This window comes from Candidatus Taylorbacteria bacterium, assembly GCA_039934295.1.
Taxonomy (GTDB): domain Bacteria; phylum Patescibacteriota; class Minisyncoccia; order Phycocordibacterales; family HO2-43-120; genus HO2-43-120.
This window is the reverse complement of sequence record JBDTMN010000008.1, coordinates 1-18,025: the sequence shown is the minus strand read 5'-3', so window position 1 is coordinate 18,025 and position 18,025 is coordinate 1. Positions and strand designations below refer to the sequence as shown.

The 18,025-nt window shown below is 44.7% G+C and carries 17 protein-coding genes and 1 tRNA gene; 2 read left to right on the top strand and 16 right to left on the bottom strand.

The genetic code is table 11. The features are described 5' to 3' along the window. Positions 1 to 79: 79 nt before the first annotated feature. From ABI430_03055 to ABI430_02995, 13 genes are all read right to left on the bottom strand, one after another. Complete coding sequence (locus ABI430_03055; protein MEO8637853.1) at positions 80 to 1,135, bottom strand: DUF4325 domain-containing protein; 1,056 nt, start codon at positions 1,133 to 1,135, stop codon at positions 80 to 82. 75 nt (positions 1,136 to 1,210) lie between these two features. Next, complete coding sequence (locus tag ABI430_03050) at positions 1,211 to 1,894, bottom strand: DUF2238 domain-containing protein (GenBank protein MEO8637852.1); 684 nt, start codon at positions 1,892 to 1,894, stop codon at positions 1,211 to 1,213. A gap of 41 nt (positions 1,895 to 1,935) precedes the next feature. Then, positions 1,936 to 2,274, bottom strand: coding sequence for a hypothetical protein (locus ABI430_03045; protein ID MEO8637851.1), 339 nt, complete (start codon positions 2,272 to 2,274; stop codon positions 1,936 to 1,938). Continuing rightward, positions 2,261 to 3,061, bottom strand: coding sequence for a type II toxin-antitoxin system antitoxin SocA domain-containing protein (locus ABI430_03040; GenBank protein ID MEO8637850.1), 801 nt, complete (start codon positions 3,059 to 3,061; stop codon positions 2,261 to 2,263). The genes ABI430_03045 and ABI430_03040 overlap by 14 nt, the downstream gene beginning before the upstream one ends. A 408-nt stretch (positions 3,062 to 3,469) precedes the next feature. Then, entirely contained in the window at positions 3,470 to 3,823 is a 354-nt protein-coding gene (locus ABI430_03035) for a hypothetical protein (protein MEO8637849.1), read from the bottom strand. 190 nt (positions 3,824 to 4,013) lie between these two features. After that, the gene (locus ABI430_03030; GenBank protein MEO8637848.1) at positions 4,014 to 5,252 is read right to left on the bottom strand and encodes a hypothetical protein; all 1,239 of its coding nucleotides are present in this window, start codon (positions 5,250 to 5,252) and stop codon (positions 4,014 to 4,016) included. Between the two features lie 344 nt (positions 5,253 to 5,596). Beyond that, positions 5,597 to 6,130, bottom strand: coding sequence for a hypothetical protein (locus ABI430_03025; protein ID MEO8637847.1), 534 nt, complete (start codon positions 6,128 to 6,130; stop codon positions 5,597 to 5,599). Between the two features lie 136 nt (positions 6,131 to 6,266). Continuing rightward, entirely contained in the window at positions 6,267 to 6,770 is a 504-nt protein-coding gene (locus tag ABI430_03020) for a hypothetical protein (protein MEO8637846.1), read from the bottom strand. A gap of 898 nt (positions 6,771 to 7,668) precedes the next feature. Further along, a complete protein-coding gene (locus ABI430_03015) occupies positions 7,669 to 7,869 on the bottom strand; it encodes a hypothetical protein (protein ID MEO8637845.1) in 201 nt (66 codons plus the stop codon). 158 nt (positions 7,870 to 8,027) lie between these two features. Continuing rightward, positions 8,028 to 8,510 (bottom strand): hypothetical protein, encoded by a 483-nt coding sequence (locus ABI430_03010; GenBank protein MEO8637844.1) that lies wholly within the window; start codon positions 8,508 to 8,510, stop codon positions 8,028 to 8,030. A 167-nt stretch (positions 8,511 to 8,677) separates the two neighbouring features. Beyond that, the gene (locus ABI430_03005) at positions 8,678 to 8,926 is read right to left on the bottom strand and encodes a hypothetical protein (protein ID MEO8637843.1); all 249 of its coding nucleotides are present in this window, start codon (positions 8,924 to 8,926) and stop codon (positions 8,678 to 8,680) included. Positions 8,927 to 8,953: 27 nt separating this feature from the next. After that, positions 8,954 to 9,367 (bottom strand): GNAT family N-acetyltransferase, encoded by a 414-nt coding sequence (locus ABI430_03000; GenBank protein ID MEO8637842.1) that lies wholly within the window; start codon positions 9,365 to 9,367, stop codon positions 8,954 to 8,956. Between the two features lie 192 nt (positions 9,368 to 9,559). Continuing rightward, entirely contained in the window at positions 9,560 to 9,904 is a 345-nt protein-coding gene (locus ABI430_02995) for a hypothetical protein (protein ID MEO8637841.1), read from the bottom strand. Between the two features lie 221 nt (positions 9,905 to 10,125). Between ABI430_02995 and ABI430_02990 the strand changes: the two genes are divergently transcribed. Then, positions 10,126 to 10,890, top strand: coding sequence for a helix-turn-helix domain-containing protein (locus ABI430_02990; GenBank protein ID MEO8637840.1), 765 nt, complete (start codon positions 10,126 to 10,128; stop codon positions 10,888 to 10,890). Positions 10,891 to 11,132: 242 nt separating this feature from the next. Here the strand turns inward: ABI430_02990 and ABI430_02985 are convergent, their stop codons facing one another. From ABI430_02985 to ABI430_02975, 3 genes are all read right to left on the bottom strand, one after another. Further along, positions 11,133 to 11,486, bottom strand: a complete 354-nt coding sequence (locus ABI430_02985) for a hypothetical protein (protein MEO8637839.1) — start codon at positions 11,484 to 11,486, stop codon at positions 11,133 to 11,135. Between the two features lie 123 nt (positions 11,487 to 11,609). Next, a complete protein-coding gene (locus ABI430_02980) occupies positions 11,610 to 16,394 on the bottom strand; it encodes a GNAT family N-acetyltransferase (protein ID MEO8637838.1) in 4,785 nt (1,594 codons plus the stop codon). 316 nt (positions 16,395 to 16,710) lie between these two features. After that, positions 16,711 to 16,781: transfer RNA gene (locus tag ABI430_02975), tRNA-Gly, on the bottom strand. 88 nt (positions 16,782 to 16,869) lie between these two features. Between ABI430_02975 and ABI430_02970 the strand changes: the two genes are divergently transcribed. After that, positions 16,870 to 17,895, top strand: coding sequence for a serine protease (locus ABI430_02970; GenBank protein ID MEO8637837.1), 1,026 nt, complete (start codon positions 16,870 to 16,872; stop codon positions 17,893 to 17,895). Positions 17,896 to 18,025: the final 130 nt, after the last annotated feature.

The following is an 18,025-nucleotide window of genomic DNA, read 5'->3' as shown; positions in this document are numbered from 1 at the left end:
CAAAAAGGTTGAACCTCTATCTAAAAAAGAGTAGGAAATATTTCAAATATTTCTAAAAAACATCAGAGACGGAATATATTTATGATCGGGCCTTAGCTTCATTTTTTGCTCTCTCAACCATAAACCTAACTCCTTCGTTCATATGTACTTCTTGGAGTTCAATTTTGGGATGCGTGTGATGAAATACTCTAAAAACTTCGTCAGCAAAGGCTTGTCCGACAAGTGGCACTTTGTCAAAGTCAAAAACAATAATTTTAAACTTTTCCAATCCTGATAGGACTCGACGTGCTTGGGAACGAGAAATATGTACACCCGCAATCGTATAGAGCTTTATGCGCACTTCTGTTTTATCAAAGCCGTAGTCGCTCTCCTCTCCCAAATTTGTGTACTTCCTAAAAATATCGTTAAGATGTAGCTCTGACTCAGTATTAAGTGTGAAAATAACTCTCGTTCCTTTTTTAAGTTTCTGAGCTTCCTTAATGAAAACATCTGATATTTTATTGTCTACAATAAGTTCTCGGCCGAAACTGTCTAATATAAACTGTTCACCCACTTTTGAAGTGAAGAAAATCCCCTCCCCAGAATGAGATTTGGGCATAGTGGTTGTTTTTCCCTTAAGCAAATCCTGGATTGCCTCCAGCTCTGATTTTAATTTTCTTTTCTGCATAATATTCCGGAAAACTCCTATTCCGGAATCATCTATTATTAACTCCAAAATTTTATCTTGTATGGCAAGCTCAATGCTTATTTTCTTGGACCCGGAATGTTCTATTGCGTTGTTTACCATTTCTGAAAAAGCATAGGTGAAAATACTTCTCACATTTTCGGGAAGTTTTTTAAGAAGCACGAAAGCGTGCTCTATTTCTTCGAGAACAGTGTGCTCTTCGAGTGAAACATTGGTAAACGTTTTCTTAAAACGTGCAGGTAAAATTTCTTTATGATTTTTCGCATATTCAGGAAGTACGTACAAAGCATTTCTTGTGGAGCCGATTTTTATGAGCTTCCTTTCAGTTACCAGTTCGGTACACAAAATGCTCGCATATTGCCTCGAAACTTCAAATTCCTTAGCAATATCCCTAGTGAATATTTTGCCCTTTTTCCTTGCAATTTCGAGTATTTTAGCTTTTGTTAACATTGTCAAGTAATTGTAAACCAACCTGTATTGAATTGTCAAGTAATTGTCAAATGGCTCCTTTTTTCAGTTTTCTTTTCAAGAATGGAGATACTCCTTCAATTTTTCTTCACCAAGAGGGCGATCACCTTTTGGAATTTTGAAGCTGTCCTTAAATTCCTGCCAGTGATGCTTATTGTAAATTGAGTTGATGATGAAAATAATGAGCATGGCAATGGAGACCCCCGCAATGGCCATGAGCATATCTTTCTGCGCGTCCCAAACATCGCCCTGGCTTCCCAAAAATGCGAGTCCCGCCGCGGGGTCAACATTGCGCGCCGTGAGCCACTCGATTATTTCATAAAGCGCCGACGACGCCCCCACCAAGTCGAGCGGAAAATAGTATGACCAAAACCCTTTTGCGTTTGAGAGTCGCATAAAAACTTCTCGCGCGGGGTACGCCAAAAGAAAACCGAAACTAAAATGCACCAAGCGGTCATACATGTTTCTATCCGCGCCAAACCAGTGCTCAATCGTGTAACCAAACGGCACCTCGGCGTAGGTATAGTGCGAACCAACCACATGCAACACCATGAAAATGGTGATAAGCGTGTATGAAACGTTCGACAGCTTGAAATATTTACCTAAAATAAAAATGAGGGGAACAAAAATAAACACGAGATAATTTTCCAAAAGCCAATCATGCCGATATGTGGGTAGAATCGCCGCCCATATCCAAAAAACGACAAAAACCACAACCAAAAATATTTTATATCGTTTCATATTATACTAATGTACCATAAAAATTTGTCCCAGACACCTCTTTATTCGACAGTTTTCAGATACCGCTTAATTCTTTCTTGATCTTCATTTTCTTTATCTCCTTTAAAATAGATTTCGATGTAAACAAAAGTGATTGTCTCATTATGGTACGCATAAATAACCCGTATTGACCGGTCTCGTAAACTTTTACATGCAAGGCGTGCCTTTACTATTTTTACTTTTGGAGAATAGTGGATAGTAATAAAATTCACGCCCAGACCTGTTGAGTTTGCGAGTATAAGTCTTTCAAATTTTTTGATATCTTCAATTAAGCTCCGATATTTCTTCCAAAGCTTTCCGAATTCTTTTTCAAATTCTGGTAATTGATTAAAGTGGCTCATATTCTCGTACTGATGTTTCTTCCGGTCGGTAAAAAACGTACTCATAATCAAGTTGTTCTTTTTCCTTGGCAATAAGCCACGGAGTATCTTTGTGCGACAGTGCCGAAATTTGCTTGGCAGTAAAATCCGAAAAACGATTAATTTCCCAATCGATGTGGGCTATTTCTTGACCGGACAGTTTTGATAGATTTAATGCTTCGTCTGGATTGACTAAGTATTTAGTCTGCTCATATTTATAAAATTTGCTTTTCACTGTCTCAAGCTTTCCCTCTTTCTCAAGAAGAAAAACAATCTTTGAAAACGCCACAGGTGTCGGACCATGGGTATTTCGTATATATCGAGCTCCGATTAACTGTTCCTCGTACTTTTCATAATAATCAAAGTCGATGAAATAGAGAATCTTATATAATACCGTCTGTCCGATATTCGGCTTGCCCCCAATTTTAGAAAGTATGTAGAGAAGCGCTTGCTTAAATTTCTCCGCCTTTTCTTGGGGCACAGATACGCGCTCCCAAATTTTATCTGTCATAACAGTATGTTTTTTAGATTTGCGCTTTTTTTCAATAATAACTGTGGGACTAGCCAGCGTCCCCATTTTTATTTCTTCAAGAGAGATGTCGAAAATCTTCCCCAGCTCGCTAGCTTCAGCGAGTGTAAGTTCACGTCGTCCCTGTTCAAAGGCGATGTATGAGGAACGTGAAATATTAAGTTTCCCAGCTATTTCAAGTTGCGAAAAACCCCGCTCTTTTCTTAGAGAACTGATAAAATCAACATATTTATTAAACATACCTTAAGTGTATCGTGGATATGTCGGAAAGTCAAGCATATATGTGTATAACTATTTGACATTAAAAGTATGCACGAAAAAATCCCCGCGGGGCTACGGGCCATGGCGACAGAATGTGCACAAACCTGAAAGCGGTGCTAGAGGAGAGAGTTTTTTTGCCTAGTCTTTTTAAAGAATTAGGGTTATAACGCTCACACTGCTTTCTTGCTTGCGCAACATGCCTCGTAGTAAATTTTACTCCACTACTTGGGGTTCCGTCGTCTGACCGATAGCCCCTCGGGGACTATAAATAATTTTGTAAATCTGACTCAATGAATGCACAATTTTCAAATATTGTAAACTCAATAAAGTGGACGAGTTTCCGCAAAAACTCGTCCGGTTGAAATTATCCGCTGCGGCGGTAAAGAACTACTCTGGCTGGATGATTAGCACCTCCAGCCCCTCATCGTCATCTCGATTTACCTTTACGTAATATCCCGAGTCAACGATCGCGTCCTCAAACGCCTGTAGCTCTTCCACGGTTTTGTACTCCACCCCGAGAAAAGTTGCGACACGCCCGTTTTTAACAGCTCGATATGCCCTCGCCATCAAGTCCGCCCCGCCCCATTGAATCGTTTCTTCACGATCTGCGCCAGAGAAATCAATCTGCCAGCCAAAACCCTGATCAACCATCTCAAAGAGCAAGAGAACTGGCTTCATATCTGCAGGCGGAGTTCTCACTTGCCCGTTGTATGCTCCGCCGAGACATTTTATTCGTATCATAGATTTCCTATTCTTCTGAAAATCGTTTCTACCAATGAACCCGCAAACAATCTTTCAATCTGTGGGCTCAAAAAGTAGGAGGAATTTTCGTATCCTCCAATTTGTCTTTCGACACGCCGACACCATATCGGGAACCCATCATTTTTTGTCGCACTCGCGACAGGATTAAAATGAGAAACCTTGAAAAAACTTACGCTGCAACCGCAATGAACGGCTGAAGTTTGTGCTCAAGTACACGGCGGACGCCGGGCACTGCCACAAACCTGACCAACTCCCCGACAGTGACGCTGTCCCGACTTGGGAATGACCTCTGACGGAAATCCTCCGTTCCTGGTATGCAATTGCCCGCATCCGTGCTGTCCTGAACAGTAACAGCCAATTCAGCATGTTCTTCGCAGAGTCGCTTGAACTGTTGGTCCCGCTCAAGCAGGTCAGCGGTGTGTTTTTCCTGCTCCCGCCGAAATTCGGCTGCTTGCCGAATTTTGTTCTCCGCGCCTTCGCGGAGACGCCCGACGATTTCTTCGAACTGCCCTTGCATCGCCCGAACCGCTTCGGGCAACTCAAGGGTGATCTCGAAATCTTCAGTGACACCCTCAAACTCAAAAAGTCCGACAGCGTCGAACTGCCCCTCCAACTTCTCCTGCAAATAGCAGGTTGGAGTGAGAACGGTCACATTGGCCGGAACAGCTACCTGAAGTGTCTCAACCGTTGAGAGCTCCTCCCGAGTGTAACGCTTACGCGCGATACGCCCAGAAATTTTGTATATCGCACCGGAGACAAGGTGGAGCCCGAGGCGCTTCCAAAAGTTCAAGGTGGTGTTATACCCACCGTCACTACTCGTCGGCCACTCAAAGGCAAGATCATGAATGAACCTGCCCTCCAGAGCTCGGCGAAGGTTCTGGAAAGTGAAACGGTCCCCATTTGCATGGAGAACTGTCCACTTTTTCGTTTCCATATCTGAAGTCGTGCTCCGGATGAAAGAAATTGATACCGGGGTCTCCACCTCCGGAACTTTTCCAGCGAGGTACCCAGCCAACATGTAGCGATCCGTCGCCACAAATCGATCCCCTTCCTCCACAAGGAAGGGGTAGTCGTGAGGAATCCCTGCGCCCCGATAGTCAATCGGAGCCCAGATCGCTTTGCCGAGCACCGTCGGCAGTTTAACCTTGCCGTCAGCATCGGGCTGAAGCCCGAAATCGGGTGACGTCATGTCCACTCGATAGGTCGGGAGTATTCGCACCCACGGTAGAGCAGGAATCCATCCCGCGCCACTCGCTCCCGACAAGGAGCGGTAGTAGTTTTTGCCACCATAAGTGGCATGAATACTCGCCGCCGCCGTTTCGCTGGAATACTCCAGCACATTTCTCGACCGAAGGTCGAGGACAATGTTGAAGTCGCCACCGCCCCATTTCATTTCGATTTTTTTCATTTTTTTTATTTTTTTGTTGTTGAGTTTGCTTACTCACCAGAACATCCGATTTTCAGCATGTGAGGGCTTATGCATCAGCCCCCTTATGCCAAAAACCGGTTAAAAAAATGAAAATATCTCTATCAGCTCACGAATAATTCATGAGACCAAAATTTTGTCTCGAATATACACAATTCACTTATCGAAGATGAGAAGTTTCCATGCTTTTTCTGTTTTCGTCCTTTAGGACTCATCAGTCCGCCTTAGGCGGAGAACAGAGGAGAAGTCGTAACCAAACAACTTCTCCACATAACCTTGCGACGATTTATCCATGAATGGAAAGGAAGTCGCACTTCCTATGATAATTAACTCGCGACCCGCGTCAGCAGGTGGCGATAGACCACGGCCGCAACGGCCGAGTCATAGAGTGGGTTGTGCGTCCCGCCCGCGAACTCGCCGACCGACAGTCCGTGCTTCGCGACGTACTTGTCGACCGAGGTCGCGTCCTCTCCAGCCTGCTGGAGATTTCCGCTCACGTCGTAGAGCGGATACGGAGCATCCCAGTCGCCGATGAGTCCGGCGGCATGGAGGTCGCGGAGGATTTTCACCTCTACGATAAACCCCATGTGAACGATCACGTCGGCCCCTTCCTTGTTCGCCTTGTAGAAATCGGCGAACGAGGCGAGAAGCTCGTCGTAGGTCGCGTGGGTCACCGGAATGTCCTGAATTTTCGGCAGGACATTTTCCTTTACCCAACTGTCGGTCACTTCCGAATCTGCAATACGACCGACGAACCGCGCTATCTCGATGCCGTTCTCGTCATAGACGAGCGCACCGATCGCGAAAGCCTGGCCCCAAAGGCCGTTGGTCTCCGCGTCAAAACTAAACATTTTTTTCATTTCTTTACTCCTTCTGGTGTATTGTTTGGCACCTGCTTGAAGCCGTTTAACCTATCAACCAACAACACCTGTTATTGATTGAATAAGTTAGAGATTTTTACGAAATCCCTAGAAAACGGCAGACCACCACAGTCTGCTAACCGACAAACTCCCGAAGGGACTGCTCCCTCCGCTTGGCCACTTCTTCTTCAGTGACCAAGCGTTCTGCCTCCTCCTTTCTCCACTGAACACTCTGAGCCACCTCCATGGCGACCCTTTTCTCGACAGCCTCCTTCTGTCGAGGAGTCAGGAGTCGCAAAACCTTCTCTGCGACTTCCAGCTCCATGGCCGACCAATAACCATGGTCGACCAATCTGATTTTTTCTCTACCCACCGCAAGGGTTATGGTGGGTCCGTACATGCAGTAACTTGCATGTACGACGACCTCTCCGAGGTCGATTTCGAAACTGGAGGGTCCACCCTCCCTCCTCTCGGGGTCGAGAATTTCCTCGACCGCCTTCCTGATTTTTCCAGCCACCATCTCGGTGACTGAGACCGTGGCGATTGTTACCATTGCCTTTGTTTCTCTCCCCAGCAGACTGCTGAGGAATTTTATAATTCTGTTCATTTTCCGGCGCTCCTTTATTGCGCCATTTTCCACAGCTTGTTCCGCCTGTAGAACGCGGATATAACTCTATGAGTCCACAAGATCTTTCACTTAATGGACTCAATAAAGTGGAGAAGCCGTAACCAATCAACTTCTCCCGACTAACCTTATGACTATTATCGACAGTCATCACGACGGAGGTTCTGCTTCCTCACGGCTCTCCATTTTGAAAAACGGGGACAAAATTTTTACCTTTATTTACGCGACCGGCTTGTCCCTCCGTAGCTTTAGAGCGAAGGAGGAATTTTGTCGCAACCAAACTCGCGTCTGGTGTTATTTCCCTCTTTGGCTTAGCGAGCTGTCCGTGAGGACTCCCGCACCGAGAGGTGATATCCGCTAACCATCAGGCCAACGAATATCGCAACCTGTAGGCCGGTCACCAGACCGACCCAACTCATCTCCGACCGGAGGTCAACCCATCCCTCGCTTTGAAGCGAGAGGAGTTTTGACACCCCGAGGTAAACTCCTCGGAGTGTCACGGCCGAAACCGTGACCCACAACAACCAAAAACTTTTTTTCATAATTTTCTTTCAGCACTCTTTGGTGCTTTTTTGTTTTCGGAATCGCACTCTGATCATCTGACCAGATGAGATGCAACCCCTCTTACCCCACCAATCTTTAAGTTTATTACGCTATCAATGAGTGAGGCGAAGAGGAATAACATTGCAAAGCAAATTTCTTGCCTCGCGCTATGCCCCGTAACGAAAATTCTTATTTTCCGGTACTAGGGTCTTCCAAACTTCGCTATTCAATTGTCAAAGACCTCTTGTTTTCGCTCTTTTGAGCTCATCAGGCAAAGTACACACTTCGCAAACGGCGAGATAAAATGAATCATCTCGAGTTGTTTCCGCTCACCAAGCGCCGAGGAACTTCCCCTCGGAATTGTGGGAGTTTAACGACCTCCATTGTCGTCGTCAATGAACTTGTCCAGCTTTTTGAGAAGACAGACGAGCCCACTCGTTACCACCTTCACCGGCAATGTGCCGGTTACTGTAACCTCCTCTTTCTTAAAGGAGAAGTCGATGAATACTTCTTTATTCTTCGCGTGGAAGTGAACGCGGCCGTTTCCGGACTTTTTTTTGTGGTTTCTCACAACAATGTAACGACTAAATTTGTCACGACATCGTTGTGAGAAACCAGTCTCCAAAAAAACTCTGTGAATCCGCGACAACGTCGTAGACTCAATAAAGTGGACGAGTTTCCGCAAAAACTCGTCCGGTTGAAATTGCGCCCCGCGGAGCGTTCTGCATTTTACTTTCCCGTCTTGACGACGGGGAAACGGACTCCCTGCCGTACATCTCCATCATCTGTGAAGATGTCGGACAAAGGCGTAAGCCCGAAGGCCCGCACCCCCTGTGCAGTGTGCATCCATGGGTAGAAATCCGGCCGACCAGGAAAGTGTTTAGGTGCATTGAGCACAGTAAACGTATCCCCTAGCTGTGGCAGAATCCATTTCCCAGCTTCGTCCTTCCCGCAGAGAAACAGACTTGGAGAAGCAAACTCCCATCCCCGTTCCTGAAGCTCCTGCTCCAGCGAGACTATTGCTACCGACGAAATTACTTCCGCCAGTCCGATGTACCCTCGCTCTTCTCCCGTAGGAGTAGCAAGAAGTGAGGGAATGTGGCAATTCCACATGTCCGCGATCTCAAGCGTCTCGAGGACAGCTTGAGTTGTAAGTCCCGATGCCTGCACGAGCCCGAAAGGCTCGACGGCAATATTTTTTTTGTTTTTCATAGCACTCTGACACCTATCGGTAAGTAGCAAAGTGTTATGAAAAACATTTTAAAGAACTCTTTGAATCCGCGACAACGTCGTAGACTCAATAAAGTGGAGAATCATGAATTCTCCTGAGACGATTCTGTTGCCAGGTAGTCTTCGTACCCCGCGTGCCGAAGTCGCAGTTATTGTGCAGTCCCAATCCATATCCCAACTCCTTGGAAATTTTCTTCTACCCACAGATGCGCCAACTTTAAAGCATCCCTGATAGTTGAATCTTCCTCTTGAGCCTTCCCAACCCGCAAATAAGCACGAGCCGCTCTTACCAAAAGTCTCCAGCGGACCCTTCTTGCCAATTTCCCTTCGGGTTTACTTTCCAAATAATGCCACTCTGCCCTCGCCCACTGCACCCATTCCCAGTCATACCAGATCATTTTTTCCTCTCAATTGTAGTGTTAATGTTATTCCAAAAAACAGCCGCACGCCGACTGATCCACCACTTCCAGAACATTCCTAAGTTCAAGTTGCAGTGTATTGACTGTCATCATCGCTTTTGGCGTGAGAACATCAATGTGGACTTTGGTAAATCCACGTTCCATACAGCGGCGAACTGTCGCTTCGAGAACCATCTTGCCATAACCTTGCTGGCGAAATGCTCTCACCGTATACAAACCAACAATCGTCGGATGACCGGAAGTCATCTCTCCTTCGGGGGCGATTGTGGCGAGTGCCGCAATGCAACCTTCCACCATTACCACAACCGCCTCATCGCAACATGACAACCTATCTCCTCCAAAAAGAGTCGGAAACCAGGCATCATGCTTTACATAGGTGTGTGTTGAGAACAACAAACTCACTGCTTCGTGAGCTTTCATAATTTGAGTATTCATAGCAACCTGTCACCAAACATATTAGTAACAAATTGCTATGAGTAACTCGTATCAAAGATCATTCTGCTTTTCGTCCTTTCGGACTCATCAGTCACGATACACATCGTGAGAAGCAACCCGTTCACTCAACGGGTAGAGGAAAGTTTTACAAGATCTTTCAACTTCTTCCAGTCTCGGCTATTCCGAGACCGTGAACAGTGCGAAATTGAATTTCGCGGCGTTCACCTCGTCGGTGGTGTACTCGTGCCGGTTCTCCAACCGGGGGAGCCCTGCGACTCCCATGACGACCAGTCGGTCGCCATTTACGAGCGAGACACTCGGCGCCTTGGGCGGAATCTCCACTTCCACCTGGAAGCGGGTCTTCATCACCTCAATCGAAGCCTTGTGGCTCGGGTTGAGGCAGGAGGTCACCCCCTCACCAATGATCTCCTTCGCCTGCTCCACCGTAAGATTGCTTTTACGAATGCCGCATTCAAGGGGGAACATCGAAGGGGCGATACCGAATCCAAAGTAGGTCTTCATAATCAATTTTTCTACTGGTAGTTTTAGGCCACCTATATAATGCCTTTTTTTGTCAATCGATAGCGGCAAGCAAGTGCTTATCCCATCTCTATCGTCTTGCAGTAGTGTAACATATATAAACACTATGTCAAGCTAGTTACAGGTCTGTGATACACTGATTCACCATTTCATGACTATTGACAATATTTAACTGTAATATAGGATATAATTGTCACGATGATATGAATGAAAAAGACAAAAATATAATAGAGAATTCCGGATTATCCTCCGAGCAAGCGCTAGTGTATTCATGCTTGCTTGAGACCGGCATCTCTCCAGCCAAGCATCTTTCAAAAAAAACAGGGCTCGGTCGCGCCCTTACCTATAAAGTACTCGAACAGTTAATCGTTCTTCGATTAGTTGAAAAGAAAAAAACATCAGGAAGGATCGCACTGTTTTCCCCCGAACATCCAAAGCGACTTGTGGAACTACTCGAGGAAAAAAAATTAGATGTGGAACAATCAAAAGCACTTCTTCAGACGACCCTCACTTCCCTTTCTTCATCTTTTAATCTTTTACAGGGAAAACCGAACGTCCAGTTTTTGGAAGGAGTCGCGGGACTTCAAGAGATATATAACGATATTCTCGATGTGAATCAAAATATTTTGGTGATAAGTTCTCCAATTCATCAAGGAAAACAGGAAGTAATCCATCTCATCAAGGAGCAAGTTAAGAAGCAGGCGGAGCAGAATATTAAGACGCGAGCTATCACTCCCCGCCACGAAGGGCACGTGGCAGTGCTTCCAGTAGAAGAAGACGAGAAACATTTAATCACTCGCAAGATGATTCCGACCGAAAAACTAAATATCCCGGCTCAGATTATTATCTATGGAGACAAGGTTGCAATCACAAACTTCAAAGAAAGCATCATTACTATCGCCATTGAAAGCAAATACATCACCGAGACGTTTCGGATTATGTTCGATTATATCTGGGGTCATAGTTAAATCAAAAAGAATTAGGGTCAAAACGCTCACACTGCTTTCTTGCTTGCCCAACATGCCTCGTAGTGAATTTTACTCCACTACTTGGGTTCCATCGCCTGACCAATAGCCCCTCGGGGACTGTAAATAATTTTGTAAATCTGACTCAATGAATCCACAATTTTCAAATATTGTAAACTCAATAAAGTGGACGAGTTTCCGCAAAAACTCGTCCGGTTGAAATTATCCGCTGCGGCAGAAAAGAACTACTCTGGCTGAACGATGTCCACCACCATTCCCCGCTCGTCGTCCTGTGCTACGCGGACGCAGTATCCCGAGTTGACCATGGCATCTTCAAATGATTGAAGCTCCTCCATTGTGGAGTACTCCGTGCCCATAAAGTTAGCCGTCAAACCTTTTCTGACTGCTCGCACTGCGCGTGCAATCAAGTCTGCCCCGCCCCAAGCAATCGCCTCCTCCCGCGATGCCTGACTGAGGTCAATCTCCCAGCCCGACTCTTTTTCGATCAAGTCGTGAAAGAGTGTTGATGGATTCATCTCCCGCGGCACAGCCCACACAACTCCATTGTAGGGTCCTCCGACGCATTTCACTGAAATCATCTTTTGTCCTTTTTGAAGTTAGAGTTTGGAAAATTCGTAAGAACCTCTCACTTACGAACTCCTATTGGGAAAAATGTAGGGACTTCTTCCGTTTTTGAGTATAACACGAGAATACCCGTCTTGTCAATTTTGACTCGATGGCATGACCTCGTACACCCGATAAACAGCATCCTCACCCTCGTCATAGTAGTCAGGAACAAGCACTTCTTCAATGGGAACTACCCCAATTCCCGCAAATGTTTCTCGCTGGGTATCGAGCATAGCGAGAGAATTTGGTCGCAGGTGCATGTCAAAAAGTACGGGCTCACCGAGAGTGGTCGCCTTTGCTTTTAACCTCTGCACTAATTCTTGAATTATTTTCCGTCCGACTCCTTGCCGTTGAGCTTCCGGAGCCACGGCAATATCCTCAAGATAGACTGATTTGTCTCCTTCATCAGTTTCATCTTCTACTGCAACTGCGTAGGCAATCATTTCTTGTTTAGTGCTACCTTCAGGAACACCCCAAATCGCTACAGAATACTCGAGACCATTGCCCTCATTAATATCTCTTACAAGCTCAAGGCCTTGTATGAGTTCGCTATCATTTACATATACTCGGCGTTCAAGTTCTCTCATTGAGCGAAAATCAGGCTCGGTGAGAGCATACGCGTTGACTTCACTAAACACTACACGTTCAGCTTCAGACTTTTTTGTTTTCGATTCCGCTTTTTTAGTTGAAGACTTAACTCCTTTTTCCCAAATCACTTTGACTGAACTGCTCTCTGCTTCCAAAAAGTATCCGTCAGACCTATTTGCACCACCTATCTTGGTGTATTTCTGAACGTTTTCAGGAAGTTTTGATAACTCTCCAGCAGTAGGCAAATCATTATTAGCTTTTCCGAGCACGACTTTCTTGACGCCGACTGCTTTAGCATACTCCTTGATATATTTAAAAAGCTCATTTGTAAACTGCTCAGAGAAGTTTGCACTAAATAATGTATTGGCTTCAATATTATCCACCACCAAAGCTGGCTCCCCATTTTCGTCTTCGCCAAGCCAACACCAAGCCGCCGTTACCGGCTCATTTTTGGTTTCGTCCCACACATTTACAATTTGGATACCGAGGTCGGTATTATAGTCAGCGATAGGAGATTCGGCTCCATGATATGTGCTGTCTATGCATATACAGCACGGTGAGTAATTGCCTTGATATAAATCAACATCGGGGTCTCTCGTCCAGACGAATATGCTCATGGGACGACTTTCCATCTCTTCCTTTTTTTTATCAGACTGTTCACCAAAAAGATTTTTAAGCATGCTTCTGTCGGCATCGAAATGGTTGAACTGCTCGGCAAGTCGAGTATTTATGTCTTGAACGAGAGCGGAAGCGCGTTCACTACTCAAAGCCGGAGCAATCATATTTTGGAGACTCGCTCTAAATTCCTCAATGCGACGCTCCATGACAGTAAACTTGGCGCGTAGGTCTTCCTTTGCGACTGCCATTTTGCGCTTAATCTCCTGAATCTTTTTACCCGAAGGCATTTTCTCTGTAATCGCGTTTTCAAGTTCCTTTTCTGTGCTGGCAAATATCTCCTGCGCCTTAAATATGTCATCCTTGAGCCGCTGAAATGAAGCTACATCGGCTAAAAGTTTCTCCCAAAGTACACCTTTTCGCTCTTGTGATGATTTAGCTTTTAGATTTTCTATTCCTTTTTCAATACCTGCTACTCTTTTTGCATTCCCTTCGCTCTTGGCTTTTTCTAGAGCCGTCATCATTTTCTGAAGCTCATCTGTTGGTGCTGTACCCCCACCTAATGCGATCTCAAAAGCAATTAACTCGACACGGTACTCACTCAACACTTCTTTGATAGTGTAGGCATAAGTATCAATTGTCTCCTTAATCCTGTTAATCGGCGTAGTAATTATTTCCGAAAAAGCCAATGTATTTTCATTTGACCCTAAATTAAACGAGGCGGTCTCATCATAATTGAGCCACCGTTCTGAACTAAGTCCTTTTGAGTCAATGTCCGCCACTACCTCTTTGTTTTTGCCAAAGGCCAACAAAGTATCCTGCATCAACATGCGAAATTCAACTGATTGCGGGTCAATATCGGGATGTTCCGTCATAATTTTCTTTTTAGCCGCGCATTGCGTTGTTATATTTTCTTTGGATATGCGGTCGAATTGCGGATATTTAATCAGCAACCGCGAACCGAAACGAGGGTTGGAAGCCACCGCCTCCAAAAGAAAAGGATTTTGTGTTGCGATATCGATAATCTTCTTTGGATTTTTCCTAAATTCAAGGAGACTTAATAACAAATCCGGTGTTTTTTCAGCTTGCGTCGCAAAATCTGGAGAGATAGTTCGTAATTCAGATAATAAGGTCCGTATTTCAGGAAAGTATTCGAGAATATCTTCACTGCTAACGCTCACTTTGAATTTTTCTTTTATCTGTTCTGCACGTTCATTTTTGTCGTCAGCTAAACACTTGAGAAAAGCTTGCTTTGCCGCTTTTAACAAATTTTCGGCTGAAAGAGAATATTGGTCCTTAACTTTTTCAGCATAGTCAATTTGTCCTGAGCTCAAAAGGTTTACCATGCCGTCTATTACCGCAGAATGAACCGCCTCGTCAGGTAGTAAAAACTGATCTTTAATTTGCATGACAACGTCTCGGCCATTTCTTGCCGATATCCAGTCTGTAATTTTCTTAATGGCGATTTTCTGCATTTTCGGCGAAAATAGATAATCGGCCCGAAGAGAAAACTTATTCATTACTGAACTAATTCTATTAAAATATGCGCTATCAATGTGGCCATATGATATATACTTAAATAAACCTTCATTCGCAGCTTCTTGAGTATCTTTATAGGACGTAGTAATTTCGGCTACTAAAGACGGGAATTTACTTTTAATTTCAATGGCAACATCCATTCGTTCAGTCCCTGAAGCTAAGGCAAGTGTCATTACTCCTATAATGTTATATTTTATGTATTCAATTGGTAATGAAAATTTGTCAATTATCTTAAGGACATCGTCAACAGATCCATTTAATAGACATCTAGACACTCCCTCTGTAGCAGCCTTTCTAACTTCGTCAGAAACTATAATCTCTTGAGAAATTGAAAACTTTTCCTGAATCGACTCGGCCCCGGCGATGTTTCCATTCGCTAATTGCGCCATCATACCCTCTTTCGCGGCTAGCTGTGTATTCTCAACAGAAAGAGAAAACATGTTTCTGATTTCATCTACGTCAGATGTGTTATAGGCATTCCCCTTTGCTAAACATTTTGCCATGCCTGCTCTTGCCGCCAGTTGAACCGCATGAGATGAAGTTACCTCGGTCGGTAGGGAAAAGGAATTTTTAATTCTAACCGTGTTAAGTACCTCTCCGTTCGTAAGACATTTCAACATAGCTCGTTCTGCGGCTTGCTGGACTTCGGAAGAAGATAACACTTCAGTAGGAAGAGCGAAGCTCATCTTCAACCTTAAAGTTTCTGTGATAAAGGCATTCTCACCTGCTAACAGTGTTCTAATCATTGCCTGTTTAACCGCTTCTTGCACTTCAGGGGACAAGGCTTCTTCCCCAGAAGAAAAAAATTTATTTTTTATTTTTTCCGCATCATGCATGCTATTCCTCTTTATTTGCGCTATCATTCCTTCCTCGGCGGCCTGTCTTGTAGCAGAATCAGAAAGTCCAAATTGATTTCTAAATTTTATGGCCTCGTCAATCTGAGGATACTCCGAAGACAAATACCTCACGACCACTTTCTGACAAACCCGTTGAGTCTCTGGGGAAGCCAGAGACTCAGGTAAAATGGCAAACTGATCTTTTATGGCAATAGCATGTTCGATGGATCTGTATTCTTTATCGTCCAATAATAAATCCAACATTCCTTGCCTAGCCGCCTGTTGTACTGTCGGTGAAGTAATCGTCTCTGGAGAAATGGAGAATTCCTGTCTGATTTCGCTTGCCCTATGAATATCTCCCTTTGACAATCGTGCTATCAATCCTTCTGTGGCGGCCTGCATGACGTTCTCTGAGGAAAGAGAAAACTTACCACAAATCTCCCTAGCGTATCCAATATCGTTATAGTACTCCTTTGAAAGTGTATATGCGACAAAATGTTTAACAATCTCCTGAACTTCGGAGGAAGCTAGTACATTTGCGGTTATTGAAAATTGTTCTTTAAGATGTTCAGCTCCCCTAATATCGTCGCGCTGAAAGAAATATATAAGTTGTTTTTTAATGCTGTCTTGAATTTCGGAAGAGGTGATAATTGACTGGCTCAGGTAAAGTCTATGTTTAATTTCAATTGCTCTATCAACATAACCATCTGAGATAAGGTTTCCTAGTATCTTTTTAAAAGTTTGCTCAAATTCTGGTGAGAGTCCTCCTTCTGCAGAACGAGCGGGGAAAAAATTATTTATTAACTCAATTACGCCGTCGTTATCTTCATGTGATAAGCGGCGCGCCAATGCCTCTTGAATGGCATGTAGTTCAGTTGAATGGTAAATAATTTCGGTGGGAATAGAGAAAATATTCTTAATTTCGGTTGCCTGCTCTATATCTCCGTTCGATAAGCATCCCATCATTCCTTCCGTGGCGGCTTGTATAACCTCTGGAGAATCTTTGACTTCATCGGGTATGTTAGATAATCGTCTTCTTTTTTCCCATTCCCAGTCATCATCATTTCGATCATACTGATAATTATCAATGTCTTCATCCTCTGCACGGACATTATCTACGCCTTCGAGACTCTTTTCTACATAATCCAAGTAACCTCGCGATAAACCACCGATTAAGCGTTTTTTGGCATCTTCTCGAATCGTGTTCTTTTTATTCTCTTCCTCAACATGAAATTTCCCGACCATATCTTCGGGCTTTAAGGAAATCTTCAACTTGTTGGGTTCTAATCCTTCCTGGCTCATAGAGAGATTATACCCGAAAAGAAAAATTTGTGCGGGACGGGGGACGCTTCGCTATCTCACTCGTCCCTCGTAAGACTCGGGACTCTTTAGAAACCCACGGTTTCTAATTCCTCGAAGACTCGGTTTTCCTTACAGGAACAGTACACCTTTTGGACAATTCAGAAATTGTCTCAAAAGGTCTTGCGAAGCTCCAAGTTTTCGCTTCTCACCTCCACGGGAAACTCCCGTTTCCCGACCCCTTCCCAGTTCGATCCCCCAACATTAGCAAAAATGAATAACAGTCTGGTCCTTTACAGAGCAAACTGTTTTTCATTTGTGCGGGACGGGGGAATCGAACCCCCGACTACACATTGGAAGTGTGTCATTTTACCACTAAACCAGTCCCGCGATTTGTAAAATATAACAGAAATGACAGGTGGTCGCAATAAGATGGACGAGCTTTCACATTTCGAAGTTTAACGCATATAATAACCTCATGGGGCACTCGTCAAAAAAACTGAAATGGCTTGCGATAGCGCTGATTCTTGTTATTCCCTTGTTTTTGGCAACCAAAAATCTTGCGCACATTCCCCTTGAGAAAGGGAGTGGAGAAAATATGAAAGAGGTAGCAAAGAGCAATTTGGCTTTCTCGCTCCAAGCATTTTTGTTCGAGAGAAATGATTTCGTCGATGTAAGCAAAAAAACAAAAGAGGCCCTGGTAAACATCATCTGCATTCCCAAATCCCCTCCCTTCTTCGCCATCTCCGGAACCGGGGTCATCGTTGACCCCCGAGGAGTGGTGCTCACAAACGCGCACATTGGCCAATATTTTCTTCTCAAAGATTTCACCCGAGAAAATTTTATCGACTGCGTGATTCGGACGGGTAATCCGGCCCAAGCTCGCTACAAGGCAACTCTTTTTTATATTCCAGAAACGTGGGTGTCCAAAAATTATGCGACAATCACCGAGTTGGATCCCGTCGGCACCGGAGAAAATGATTTCGCGCTCCTCCTCATTGACCAAAGCATAGACCCCCGCCTCGCGCTCCCCGCTTCTTTCCCCTATCTTCCCATGAATTTTAATGAAGTCGAAACGAGAGGTATTGATGTCCTTGCCACCGGCTACCCCGCCGGAGTCTTGGGAGGCGTGAGCTTGAATCGCGACCTTTTCTCTGTTTCTGCTGTCACCAAAATCAACGCTATCCAAAGTTTCGACGGAAGACAAAGGGATTTTCTCCTCCTCTCCGCATCAACTGTCGGAGAAAGGGGTTCATCGGGCGGGTCAGTGGTGGACAAAAATGGGAACTTGATCGGGCTTAACGTAACGGTCCGAGGCGGAGTTGGCCTTTTGGGAGAATTGGGCTCGCTCTCCATGACCCATATCAATCGAAGCATCTTTTCAGACACCGGACTTTCCCTTGCCGGATTTCTCGCTCAAAATCTCGATACTCTCTCCGCCGATTTCAAGAAAACGCGCCTGCCGACGCTCACCAAAATTTACAGCGATAATCTTGGACGCTAGTTTTCATACCGAATGAGTTTCCCCCGTCCCCTCTCCTTCGTGTATCCGCAGTTGCCTCGCATTTCGTTTTCATTCAATGCATAAGGCCAGATACATATTGCACTCTTTGGTCTCTCCAAAGCAGTGAGAA

Coding starts and splice junctions, on each gene's coding strand:
- ABI430_03000 (MEO8637842.1), bottom strand. CDS start 9,367: ATGAAAGCTCACGAAGCAGTGAGTTTGTTGTTCTCAACACACACCTAT.
- ABI430_02980 (MEO8637838.1), bottom strand. CDS start 16,394: ATGAGCCAGGAAGGATTAGAACCCAACAAGTTGAAGATTTCCTTAAAG.
- ABI430_02995 (MEO8637841.1), bottom strand. CDS start 9,904: ATGAAGACCTACTTTGGATTCGGTATCGCCCCTTCGATGTTCCCCCTT.
- ABI430_03030 (MEO8637848.1), bottom strand. CDS start 5,252: ATGAAAAAAATCGAAATGAAATGGGGCGGTGGCGACTTCAACATTGTC.
- ABI430_03025 (MEO8637847.1), bottom strand. CDS start 6,130: ATGAAAAAAATGTTTAGTTTTGACGCGGAGACCAACGGCCTTTGGGGC.
- ABI430_03040 (MEO8637850.1), bottom strand. CDS start 3,061: ATGTTTAATAAATATGTTGATTTTATCAGTTCTCTAAGAAAAGAGCGG.
- ABI430_03005 (MEO8637843.1), bottom strand. CDS start 8,926: ATGATCTGGTATGACTGGGAATGGGTGCAGTGGGCGAGGGCAGAGTGG.
- ABI430_03045 (MEO8637851.1), bottom strand. CDS start 2,274: ATGAGCCACTTTAATCAATTACCAGAATTTGAAAAAGAATTCGGAAAG.
- ABI430_02970 (MEO8637837.1), top strand. CDS start 16,870: ATGGGGCACTCGTCAAAAAAACTGAAATGGCTTGCGATAGCGCTGATT.
- ABI430_03010 (MEO8637844.1), bottom strand. CDS start 8,510: ATGAAAAACAAAAAAAATATTGCCGTCGAGCCTTTCGGGCTCGTGCAG.
- ABI430_03035 (MEO8637849.1), bottom strand. CDS start 3,823: ATGATACGAATAAAATGTCTCGGCGGAGCATACAACGGGCAAGTGAGA.
- ABI430_03055 (MEO8637853.1), bottom strand. CDS start 1,135: ATGTTAACAAAAGCTAAAATACTCGAAATTGCAAGGAAAAAGGGCAAA.
- ABI430_03050 (MEO8637852.1), bottom strand. CDS start 1,894: ATGAAACGATATAAAATATTTTTGGTTGTGGTTTTTGTCGTTTTTTGG.
- ABI430_02990 (MEO8637840.1), top strand. CDS start 10,126: ATGAATGAAAAAGACAAAAATATAATAGAGAATTCCGGATTATCCTCC.
- ABI430_02985 (MEO8637839.1), bottom strand. CDS start 11,486: ATGATTTCAGTGAAATGCGTCGGAGGACCCTACAATGGAGTTGTGTGG.